The sequence below is a fragment of the Streptomyces sp. NPDC054975 genome, assembly GCF_053609105.1.
In genome coordinates this window covers 24,402-35,117 of the sequence record NZ_JBSGWV010000036.1, presented here as the reverse complement: position 1 = coordinate 35,117, position 10,716 = coordinate 24,402, and the positions used below count along the sequence as shown (strand labels likewise).

Genomic DNA, 10,716 nt, shown 5'->3' with positions numbered 1-10,716 from the left:
CGGGGCCCCGCCCCGCGGCGGGGGGGGCGTCCGGGCGCCGGGGGCGCGGGCGGCGGCCGCCGCGGGCCCGCCCGCGGGCCGCCCCCCCCCCCCGGCCCTGTTCGTGCGTACCCTCCGGTCAGCTCCAGGGGTACGCGTCGAAGTTCCGGCTGAACTCCCCGCCGTTGAAGCGGTCCCAGTTGATCGACCAGGTCATCAGGCCGCGCAGGGCGGGCCAGGTGCCGTGGGTCTGGTAGGTGCCGCAGTTCTGCTTCTTCGTCAGGCAGTCCAGGGCCTTGTTGACCTCGGACGGGGTGGTGTGGCCGTTGCCCGCGTTCGGGGAGGCGGGGAGACCGATGGCGACCTGGTCGGGGCGGAGGGCCGGGAAGACGCGGGAGGTGTTGCCGGCGACCGGGAAGCCGGTGAGAAGCATGTCGGTCATGGCGATGTGGAAGTCCGCGCCGCCCATGGAGTGGTACTGGTTGTCGAGGCCCATGATCGGGCCCGAGTTGTAGTCCTGGACGTGGAGCAGGGTGAGGTCGTCGCGCAGGGCGTGGATGACCGGGAGGTACGCGCCGGCCCGCGGGTCCTGGCCGCCCCACTGGCCGGAGCCGTAGAACTGGTAGCCGAGCTGGACGAAGAAGGTCTCCGGGGCCATCGTCAGGACGAAGTCCGGGCCGTACTTGGCCTTCAGGGACTTCAGCGCCGAGATCAGGTTGACGATCACCGGGGTGGTCGGGCTGCGGAAGTCGGTGTCGCCCGTGTTCAGCGAGAGCGAGTGGCCCTCGAAGTCGATGTCCAGGCCGTCGAGTCCGTACTCGTCGATGATCTTCGAGACGGAGGAGACGAAGGCGTCGCGGGCGGCCGTGGTGGAGAGCTGGACCTGGCCGTTCTGGCCGCCGATGGAGATCAGGACCTTCTTGCCCGCGGCCTGCTTGGCCTTGATGGCCGCCTTGAACTCCGCGGGGGACTCCACACCCGGGCATTCGGTGGCGGGGCAGAGGGAGAAGCGGATGTCGCCGGAGGTCACCGAGGTCGGCTCGCCGAAGGCGAGGTTGATGACGTCCCAGGAGTCGGGGACGTCGGCCATGCGGGTGTAGCCGGAGCCGTTGGCGAAGCTGGCGTGGAGGTAGCCGACGAGCGCGTGGGCGGGAAGGCCCGGGTTTCCGCCGCCGCCGGACGTCGTGGTCGCCGACACCGCCGAGGACTTCGCCGACTCGCCCGCGCTGTTCACGGCCGAGACCTGGAAGGAGTACGAGGTCGAGGGCGCCAGGCCGGTCGCGGTGTACGAGGTGCCGGTGGCGGTCCCCGCCAGGGTCCCGCCCCGGTAGACCTTGTAGGAGGTGGCTCCGGAGACCGCCGGCCAGGACAGGGGTACGGAGGTGGAGGTCGGGGAGCCCGCCGTGAGGCCGGTGGGGGCGGCCGGTATCTGGACGGGGTCGCCGCCGGGGCCGAGGAGGGAGACGTCGTCGGCGACGTAGGCGCCGGTGCCGTACCAGCCGTGGGTGTAGATCGTGACGGACGTCGTGGAGGCACCCGTGGTGAAGCCGGTGCTGAGCTTCTGCCAGGCGGGGGCGGACTGGGTCCAGGTGGAGACGTCGCTGGTGCCGGTGCCGGACGCGCCGAGGTAGACGTAGCTGCCGCGCACCCAACCGCTGAGCGTGTAGGTGGAGTTCGGCTTGACGGTGACGGTCTGGGAGCACCGGGCCTGGTCGCTGCCGACCGGGGTCGCCTGCAGGGCTTTCGTCCCGCCGTGCACGGGTGACGAGACGACGGCTCCGCTGCCCGCCGTACAACTCCAGCCGTCCAGGCCGGATTCGAAGCCGCCGTTGCGTGCCAGTTCGGAGTCGGCGGCCTGGGCCACGGGGGTGAGGGCGACGAGCCCGCCCGCGGCGAGTACTCCCGCCAGGGCGAGGACGAGGGGTCTGGTGCGTCGGGTGCCTCGGGATCCTGCGGTGCGGTCCACAACTGCCTCCGGGGGTGGGGGAATCGAGGTGGAGCGCGCCACAGCATGGTCCAGACCAATCAAGTGGTCAAGACCTCTGCCCGTCCTCCCCGCGCGCGAGACCGCCCGCCGCCTCGTGCATCGCCAGCTCCAGGAGCGTGGCGTCGTTGAGGGTGCCGCTCCCGTCGGGCGTCACCAGCCAGCGCACCCCGCCGGTCGTCCGGCCCGGGTAGGGGACGACGATCCAGGTGCCGCGGCCCGCGCTGCGCACGCCCGTGCCGAGCCAGCGGGACGCCGTGCCCGGGGGGACGAAGAAACCCATCCGCGACTCCCCGAAGTCGGCGAGGACCGGACCCGGCCGGTGCACGAGCCGGGTCAGCACGTCGAGCGTGGGGTACCCGAGCTCCCCCGGCAGGATCAGCACGTCCCAGCGCCTGCCGGCCGGCAGCAGCGCGATCCCGAGCGGATTGCGCTCCCACTCCCACCGGCAGGCGTCGGGATCCGGTGCCACCGACGCCAGCCACTCCACCGCGGTCTTGGCCGCCCCCGAACCAGTCATGGCCTACGGCCTCCCTTCCGTGTACGGACCCGTTGTCCACACGCAGAGAGCCGGGTGGGTGACGATCATTACGCGGGTTCGGGCCACGAGTTGGTAGTGAGCTGAATCACACCGAGAGGGAACGGGGTGCGCCGGGGGCGCGCACCGACCCGGCCGCGCCGGGCGGTGCACGCCCGTTCGGGTGGACAGCGGCGGAGGAGTTCGGCGGCCTCCCCTGCCCGCCCGCCCCGACGTGCTCGTATGGGCCTCCGTACGCCCGCCGTACCGGCCGCCGCACTCGCCACGGGAGCATCCAATGTCGATCCCGCCGTCACCGGGCCCGTCGTCACCGGGCAAAGGACTGCTCCGGCGGCTCGGCGAAGCGTCGGCCCGCCACTTCGTCCTGGTCATCCTGGCGTGGATCGTCGCGCTCGGCGGGCTGATGCTGCTTCAGCACGCGTACGGCGGCGACTACTCCGACAACTACTCGCTGCCCGGCGCCCAGTCGCAGAAGGGGCTCGACGTCCTGCGGGCCCACGAGCCGGCCGCGGGCGGCTACAGCGCCCAGGTGGTGCTGCACGACGCCGCGAAGCCGCTCACCGAGGTGAGCGACCAGGTCGGCTCGGCCGTCACCTCCCTCGGGAAGCTGCCGCACGTGCTCAGCGCGCAGAACCCGCTGCCGCCACCCGGCACCCCGCCGCCGAGCACCCCGGCGGGGACCCCGAACCCCGGGCCGCTGTCGACCGACGGCAAGACCGGCTACATCACGGTCCGCTTCGACGTCCAGCCCTCGACCCTCGGTGACGACTACCTGGACGGCGTGGACAGCGCCGTGGAGCCCCTGCGCGCGGCCGGTGTCCAGGTCGAGTACGGCGGCTCGCTGGGCGAGCTGGCCCGGCCGGAGGCGGACGACCGGGTCAGCGAGGCGATCGGCTTCGGGGTCGCCGTCGTCGTGCTCCTGATCGGCTTCGGCAGTCTGCTGGCCGCCGTGCTGCCGCTGGTCACCGCGCTGGTCGCGACCATCTGCGGGCTCGGAGTGCTCGGCCTGCTCGCCGCCGCGTGGACCTTCGCGACCGTCTCCCCCACCCTCGCCACGATGATCGGCATCGGTGTCGGCATCGACTACGCGCTCTTCCTGATCACCCGCCACCGCCAGCTGCTGATGAACGGCGAGGACCCGGTGACGGCCGCCGGTAAGGCCACGGCGACCAGCGGCAGGGCCGTCCTCGTCTCCGGATGCACCGTCATCATCGCCCTGTCCGGGCTGTGGGTCAGCGGGCTGACCTTCATCGGACTGCTCGGTCTGGCCGCGACCGCCACGGTGGTCACCGCCGTCCTCGGCGCCCTGACCCTCGTACCGGCGATGCTCGGGCTGATCGGGCGCCGCATCGACCGGCTGCGGGTACGCACCCCGGTCGCCGAGACCGACGTCGACTCCGGCGAGGCGCACGGCACGTGGCACCGGTACGCGCAGAAGGTGGAGCGGCGGCCCTGGTGGTTCCTGGCGGCCGGGGTCGTCTCGCTGGTCGTGCTCGCGCTGCCCATGTTCTTCATGCAGCTGGGGCACATCGGGGACGGCGCCGACCCGGAGTCCTTCACCGACCGGCGCGCGTTCGACCTGATGTCCACGGCCTTCGGGCCCGGCTCCAACGGGCCGCTGACCCTGGTGATCGACCAGACGGCGGTGCCCCAGGCGGACCGGGCCTCGCTCGCGAGCCAGGCACAGAAGGCCCTGACCGGGGTCCCCGACGCCGTCCTCATCACGCCGCTGCAGCCGACCTCCGACGGGGACGTCCTGCTCTCCACCGCCTACTCGGTCGCCGCGCCGCAGGACGAGCGGACGACGCAGCTGGTCAACAACCTGGTCGACACCGTCCTCCCGAAGGCCGTCGACGGGACGGACGCGGCCACGTACGTCACCGGCACCACGGCCGCGCAGGTCGACTTCCTCGACATCGTCTCCAGCCGGCTGCCGCTCATCATCGCGGTGGTCGTCGCCCTGGCGTTCCTCGTCATCCTGGTCGTCTTCCGTGGGCCGCTCGTCGCCGCCAAGGCCGCGGTGCTGAACCTGCTGTCGATCGGCGCCTCGTACGGAGTCGTGGTCGCCGTCTTCCAGTGGGGCTGGGGCGGCCCTGCGCTCGGCGTCTCGGGGAAGGTGCCCGTCGAGAGCTACGTGCCGATGATGATGTTCGCGATCGTCTTCGGTCTGAGCATGGATTACGAGATCTTCCTGCTGTCCCGGGTCCACGAGGCCTGGCTGCGTACCGGGGACGCCAAGGCGAGCGTCGCGCACGCGCTGGAGATCACGGCCCGCGTCATCACCTGCGCGGCGCTCATCATGGTGAGCGTCTTCGCCGCGTTCATCGTCAGCGACAACATCGTGGTGAAGATGCTGGGCCTCGGCCTGGCCGCGAGCGTGCTGATCGACGCGACGGTCGCCCGGCTGCTGCTTGTGCCCGCCGTGATGACGCTCCTCGGCAAGTCGGCCTGGTGGACCCCGCGCTGGCTGGACCGCGTGCTGCCGCACGTGGACACGGAGGGCGAGAGCGAGATGCCCCCACCGGCCGGCGGGGGCATCTCGAAGCCACGCGCCTAGCTGTCGAAACCGAGCCCCACGCGGTCCATGGCCTTCAGCCACAGGTTGCGGCGGCCTCCGTTGTCGTCGGCGCGGGCGAGCGACCACTTGGTGATGCCGATGCCCGCCCAGGCGATCGGCTCCGGCGGGAACGGCAGCGGCTTGGAGCGGACCATCCCAAGCTCCGTCCGCTCGGTGCGCTCCCCCGCCAGCAGGTCGAGCATCACGTCGCCGCCGAAGCGGGTGGCGCCCACGCCGAGGCCGGTGTAGCCCGCGGCGTACGCGACCTTGCCCTGGTACGCCGTACCGAAGAAGGCCGAGAAACGTGAGCAGGTGTCGATCGCGCCGCCCCAGGCGTGGCTGAAGCGCAGCCCCTCCAGCTGCGGGAAGCAGCGGAAGAAGTGCTCGGCGAGCTTCAGGTACGTCTCCGGGCGGTGGTCCATCTCGGCGGTGACCTTGCCGCCGAAGCGGTAGATGGCGTCGTAGCCGCCCCACAGGATCCGGTTGTCGGCGGTGATCCGGAAGTAGTGGAACTGGTTGGCGCTGTCACCGAGGCCCTGGCGGTTCTTCCAGCCGACGGCGGCGAGCTGCTCGGCCGTGAGCGGCTCGGTCATCAGGGCGTAGTCGTAGACCGGGACGGTGTAGTGCCGGACGCGCTTGACCAGCGACGGGAAGACGTTGGTGCCGAGCGCGACCCGGCGGGCGAGGACCCTGCCGTACGGGGTGCGCACGCCCATGCCGGCGCCGACGGAGACCAGGTCGAGGCCGGGGGTGTTCTCGTAGATCCGTACGCCCAGCTCCAGGCAGGCCCGCTTCAGGCCCCAGGCCAGCTTGGCGGGGTTGAGCATGGCGACGCCGCGCCGGTCCCACAGGCCGCCGAGGAAGGTCGGGGAGTCGACCTCCGCGCGGACGGCGTCCTGGTCGAGGAGTTCCAGGCCGTCCGCGAGACCGAGCCGCTCGATCTCCTCGTACACCTCGTGGAGTTCCTCGACCTGGTACGGCTCGGTGGCGACGTCGATCTCGCCGGTGCGCTCGAAGTCGCAGTCCAGGCCGTAGCGGGCGACCGCCGCCTCGATGGCGTCGAGGTTGCGCTCGCCGAGCTCCTCCAGCTTCGGCAGCTCGCCCGGCCAGCGGGCGAGCCCGTTGCCGAAGCCGTGCGTGAGGGAGGCGGCGCAGAAGCCTCCGTTGCGGCCCGAGGCGGCCCAGCCCACCTCGCGGCCTTCGATCAGAACGACATCCCGGGAGGGGTCGCGCTCCTTGGCGAGGAGGGCGGTCCACAGTCCGCTGTAGCCGCCGCCGACGACGAGAAGGTCGCACTTCTCGGTGCCGGTGAGGGCGGGCAGGGCTCCGGGCTTGCCGGGGTCTTCCAGCCAGAAGGGGACGGGCTGGGCGTCGGAGAGAGATTGTGCAGCGAGACGCATGGCGACTGGGGCCATGGTTTCCAACTCCTTCAGGTGTTGCTCAGGGTCATCTCAGCTTGTAGCTGTTTTCTTGCGCCGGTTCGTGATGATCTGTCCGGCTACCACCACCAGTACAGCAATGACGAACATCGCCGTGCCGATGACGTTGATCTGGACGGGCGTACCGCGCTGCGCCGAGCCCCAGACGAACATGGGGAAGGTGACGGTCGAGCCCGCGTTGAAGTTGGTGATGATGAAGTCGTCGAACGAGAGCGCGAAGGCGAGGAGCGCGCCGGCGGCGATACCGGGGGCGGCGATCGGCAGCGTGACCCGTACGAAGGTCTGCACCGGGCCCGCGTAGAGGTCGCGCGCGGCCTCCTCCAGGCGGGGGTCCATGGACATCACGCGCGCCTTGACCGCCGTCACCACGAACGACAGGCAGAACATGATGTGGGCGATCAGGACCGTCCAGAAGCCCAGCTCGGCGCCCATGTTCAGGAAGAGCGTGAGCAGGGAGGCGGCCATGACGACCTCGGGCATGGCCATCGGCAGGAAGATCAGCGAGTTGATCGCGCCGCGCGCCCGGAAGCGGTAGCGGACGAGTGCGAAGGCGATCATCGCGCCGAGGATCGTCGCGCCGAGGGTGGCCCAGGCGGCGATCTGCAACGACAGGGTCAGCGAGCCGCACAGGTCGGCGACGCCGCACGGGTCCTTCCAGGCGTCGAGCGAGAAGCGCTGCCAGGCGTAGTTGAAGCGCCCGTTCGGCTTGTTGAACGAGAACACCATCACGACGATGTTCGGCACGATCATGTACGCGAGCGTCAGCAGGCCCGCGATGACGACAAGGTTCCGACGGATCCAACGCATCAGACCAGGTCCTCCGTTCCCGCGCGGCGGATGTAGACGGTGACCATGAGCAGCACGATCGCCATGAGGATGAAGGACAGCGCGGCGGCCGTCGGGTAGTCGAGCACGCGCAGGAACTGCGACTGGATGACGTTGCCGACCATCTTGGTGTCGGTGGATCCGAGCAGCTCCGCGTTGACGTAGTCGCCGCTCGCCGGGATGAAGGTGAGCAGCGTGCCCGAGACGACGCCGGGCATCGACAGCGGGAACGTCACCTTGCGGAAGGTCGTGGTGGGCGAGGCGTACAGGTCCCGTGCCGCCTCGTGCAGCCGGCCGTCGATCCGTTCCAGGGAGGTGTAGAGCGGAAGGATCATGAAGGGCAGGAAGTTGTACGTCAGACCGCAGACGACCGCCATCGGGGTGGCGAGGACGCGGTTGCCCTCGGTCCAGCCGAGCCAGCTGGTCACGTCGAGGACGTGCAGCGCGTTCAGCGCGTCGACGACCACGCTGTCGTCGGCCAGGATCGTCTTCCACGCCAGGGTCCGGATGAGGAAGCTGGTGAAGAAGGGCGCGATGACGAGGACGAGCAGCAGGTTGCGCCAGCGGCCGGCCTTGAAGGCGATCAGATACGCCAGCGGGTAGCCGAGGAGCAGGCACAGGAGCGTGGCGGTACCGGCGTAGAGCAGGGAGCGGACGAACTGCGGCCAGTACTCCTGGAAGGCGTCCCAGTAGGTCTGGAAGTGCCAGGTGACCTCGAAGCCCTTCTCCAGGGAGCCGGTCTGCACGGAGGTCGAGGCCTGGTAGACCATCGGCAGCGCGAAGAAGACGAGCAGCCAGATGATGCCCGGCAGGAGCAGCCAGTACGGGACGAGCCGCTTGCGGGTGGAGGGCTTGCGGACCGGGAGGTCCTGGGCCGGCGGGGCGTCCTTCGTCAGGGTGGCGGTCATCCGGCGTCCTCCACCGTCTCCACGCCCGCGTCGATGTCCTGGTCGGCGTCGAGCCCGAAGGTGTGCGCCGGGTTCCAGTGCAGGACGACCTCGGCGCCGGGGACGAGCCGCGCGTCGCGCTCGATGTTCTGCTCGTAGACCTGGAGTTCGGCGCCCGCCGGGCTGTTGACGACGTACTGCGTGGAGACGCCGATGAACGAGGAGTCGGCGATGCGACCGGTGACCTTGTTGCGGCCGTCGGCGATCTTCCCCGCGTCGTCGGCGTGCGTGAGGGAGATCTTCTCCGGGCGGACGCCGACGAGGACCTTGCCCCCGGTGCGTACCGTCGCCGAACATCGGTCGGCGGGCAGCCGGAGCTTGCCGCCGCCGGCCGTCACCACCAGGTCGCTGCCGCCGGTCTCGGCGACCTCGGCCTCGATCAGGTTCGAGGTACCGAGGAAGTTCGCGACGAACGTGGTCCGCGGGTTCTCGTACAGGTCGGCCGGGGCACCGAGCTGCTCGACCCGGCCGCCGTTCATCACCGCGACCTGGTCGGCCATGGTCATGGCCTCCTCCTGGTCGTGGGTGACGTGCACGAAGGTGATGCCGACCTCGGTCTGTATCCGCTTCAGCTCCAGCTGCATCTGGCGGCGCAGCTTGAGGTCGAGCGCGCCGAGCGGCTCGTCGAGGAGGAGGACCTGCGGGTGGTTGATGAGCGCCCGGGCGACCGCGACGCGCTGCTGCTGTCCGCCGGAGAGCTGGTGCGGCTTGTGCCGGGCCTTGTCGCCGAGCTGGACGAGCTCCAGCATGTCGTCGACCTGCTTCTTCACCGACTTGATGCCGCGGCGGCGCAGTCCGAAGGCGATGTTCTCGGTGATGTCCATGTGCGGGAAGAGCGCGTAGGACTGGAAGACGGTGTTGACCGGCCGCTTGTACGGCGGGAGGGCGGTGACGTCGGTGTCTCCGAGGAAGACCGAGCCGGTGGTGGGGTCCTCCAGGCCGGCGATCATCCGCAGCGTCGTCGTCTTGCCGCAGCCGGAGGCACCGAGGAGTGCGAAGAACGAGCCCTGCGGGACGGTCAGGTCGAGCGGGTGGACGGCGGTGAAGGAGCCGTACGTCTTGCTGATGCCGGTGAGACGGACGTCGCCGCCGCCCGTGTTCTTGCCAGTGTGAGCAGTCTTGTCAGTCATGGGTTGCGATCCCAGGGTTCGTGAGAGGTGGACGGCGGTGGGTCAGGCACCGATGAGCTTGGCGAACTTCTCCTCGTACGCCGTCTCTTCCTGGCTGCTCAGCGAACGGAAGGCGTGCGACTTCGCGGCCATGGCCTTGTCCGGGAGGATCAGCGTGTTGGAGGCGAGCTCGGGGTCGATCTTGGCCAGCTCGTCCTTCACCCCGTCGACCGGGCAGACGTAGTTGATGTACGCGGCGAGCTGCGCGGCGACCGGGAGCTCGTAGTAGTAGTCGATGAGCTTCTCGGCGTTGGCCTTGTGGCGCGCGTTGGCGGGGACCAGCAGGTTGTCGCTGGAGGTGATGTAACCGGCCGAGGGGATCGCGAACTTGATGTCCGGGTTGTCGGCCTGGAGCTGGATGACGTCACCGGCCCACGCGAGGCAGGCGGCGAGGTCGCCCTTGTCCAGGTCGGAGGTGTAGTCGTTGCCGGTGAAGCGCCGGATCTGCTTCTTGTCGACGCCCTTCTGCAGCCGCCCGATCGCCTGGTCGTACTCGGCGTCGGTGAACTTCCCCGGGTCCTTGCCCATGTCGAGCAGGGTCATGCCGACGCTGTCGCGCATCTCGGTGAGGAAGCCGACGCGGCCCTTCAGGGACGGGTCGTCCAGGAGCTGGGTGACGGAGTCGACCTTCTTCCCGCCGGTCGCCTTGCTGTTGTACGCGATGACGGTGGAGATGCCGGTCCAGGCGTACGAGTAGGCGCGGCCCGGGTCCCAGTCGGGGCGGCGGAACTGCGCGGAGAGGTTCGCGTACGCGTTGGGGAGGTTGGCCGCGTCCAGCTTCTGCGCCCAGCCGAGCCGGATGATGCGGGCGGCGAGCCAGTCGGTGACGCAGATCAGGTCACGGCCGGTGTCCTGGCCGGCCGCGAGCTGCGGCTTGATCTTGCCGAAGAACTCGACGTTGTCGTTGATGTCCTCGGTGTACTTGACCTTGATCCCGGTGCGCCGGGTGAACGCCTCCAGGGTCGGGCGGGACTTCTCGTCCTCGCTGACGTCCATGTACTCGGTCCAGTTGGAGAAGTTGAGCTGCTTCTCCTTGGCCGAGAAGTCCGTGGACGCGGGGCCTTCGCCCTCGCGCCTGGCCGGCGGGATGCCGCACGCGCCGAGGGACGCGAGGCCGCCGATCGTGAGCGCGCCGACGCCTCCGGCGCGCAGCATCGAACGGCGGGTGAGGGCGCCCCGGCCGCTCGTCAGACTGCGCCGCATCGCCGCGAGTTGCGCGGCGGACAGGCTGTCGGGCTCGTACTGGTCCATGCGCTGTACCTTCCGGGGGTTGGGGAG

The 10,716-nt window shown here is 70.1% G+C and carries 8 protein-coding genes; 1 reads left to right on the top strand and 7 read right to left on the bottom strand.

From position 1 onward, the window contains the following. Positions 1-118: 118 nt before the first annotated feature. A complete protein-coding gene (locus ACWF79_RS25840; protein ID WP_453730524.1) occupies positions 119-1,945 on the bottom strand; it encodes a chitinase in 1,827 nt (608 codons plus the stop codon). A gap of 67 nt (positions 1,946-2,012) precedes the next feature. Further along, on the bottom strand, positions 2,013-2,483 hold the full coding sequence (locus tag ACWF79_RS25835) for a hypothetical protein (protein WP_453730523.1): 471 nt from the start codon (positions 2,481-2,483) through the stop codon (positions 2,013-2,015). A gap of 295 nt (positions 2,484-2,778) precedes the next feature. Here ACWF79_RS25835 and ACWF79_RS25830 point away from each other — a divergent pair, with 295 nt between their 5' ends. Beyond that, the gene (locus tag ACWF79_RS25830; protein WP_453730522.1) at positions 2,779-5,058 is read left to right on the top strand and encodes an MMPL family transporter; all 2,280 of its coding nucleotides are present in this window, start codon (positions 2,779-2,781) and stop codon (positions 5,056-5,058) included. On the opposite strand, the gene ACWF79_RS25825 is transcribed toward ACWF79_RS25830, so the two are convergent. Genes ACWF79_RS25825 through ACWF79_RS25805 form a run of 5 tightly spaced genes read right to left on the bottom strand, consistent with a single transcriptional unit; the run spans position 5,055 to position 10,689 of the window. Continuing rightward, a complete protein-coding gene (locus tag ACWF79_RS25825; RefSeq protein WP_453730521.1) occupies positions 5,055-6,473 on the bottom strand; it encodes an NAD(P)/FAD-dependent oxidoreductase in 1,419 nt (472 codons plus the stop codon). The two genes, ACWF79_RS25830 and ACWF79_RS25825, sit on opposite strands and share 4 nt — an antisense overlap. Before the next feature lie 36 nt (positions 6,474-6,509). Beyond that, entirely contained in the window at positions 6,510-7,304 is a 795-nt protein-coding gene (locus ACWF79_RS25820) for an ABC transporter permease (RefSeq protein WP_453730520.1), read from the bottom strand. After that, positions 7,304-8,230, bottom strand: coding sequence for an ABC transporter permease (locus ACWF79_RS25815; protein ID WP_453730519.1), 927 nt, complete (start codon positions 8,228-8,230; stop codon positions 7,304-7,306). Before ACWF79_RS25815 ends, ACWF79_RS25820 begins: the two co-directional genes overlap by 1 nt. Further along, positions 8,227-9,399, bottom strand: coding sequence for an ABC transporter ATP-binding protein (locus tag ACWF79_RS25810; RefSeq protein ID WP_453730518.1), 1,173 nt, complete (start codon positions 9,397-9,399; stop codon positions 8,227-8,229). The genes ACWF79_RS25815 and ACWF79_RS25810 overlap by 4 nt, the downstream gene beginning before the upstream one ends. Before the next feature lie 42 nt (positions 9,400-9,441). Continuing rightward, the gene (locus tag ACWF79_RS25805; protein ID WP_453730517.1) at positions 9,442-10,689 is read right to left on the bottom strand and encodes an ABC transporter substrate-binding protein; all 1,248 of its coding nucleotides are present in this window, start codon (positions 10,687-10,689) and stop codon (positions 9,442-9,444) included. Positions 10,690-10,716 lie beyond the last annotated feature (27 nt).

Excerpts from the sequence above, each read along its gene's own strand:
- ACWF79_RS25835 (WP_453730523.1), bottom strand. The coding sequence starts at position 2,483 with ATGACTGGTTCGGGGGCGGCCAAGACCGCGGTGGAGTGGCTGGCGTCG.
- ACWF79_RS25830 (WP_453730522.1), top strand. The coding sequence starts at position 2,779 with ATGTCGATCCCGCCGTCACCGGGCCCGTCGTCACCGGGCAAAGGACTG.
- ACWF79_RS25825 (WP_453730521.1), bottom strand. The coding sequence starts at position 6,473 with ATGGCCCCAGTCGCCATGCGTCTCGCTGCACAATCTCTCTCCGACGCC.
- ACWF79_RS25820 (WP_453730520.1), bottom strand. The coding sequence starts at position 7,304 with ATGCGTTGGATCCGTCGGAACCTTGTCGTCATCGCGGGCCTGCTGACG.
- ACWF79_RS25815 (WP_453730519.1), bottom strand. The coding sequence starts at position 8,230 with ATGACCGCCACCCTGACGAAGGACGCCCCGCCGGCCCAGGACCTCCCG.
- ACWF79_RS25810 (WP_453730518.1), bottom strand. The coding sequence starts at position 9,399 with ATGACTGACAAGACTGCTCACACTGGCAAGAACACGGGCGGCGGCGAC.
- ACWF79_RS25805 (WP_453730517.1), bottom strand. The coding sequence starts at position 10,689 with ATGGACCAGTACGAGCCCGACAGCCTGTCCGCCGCGCAACTCGCGGCG.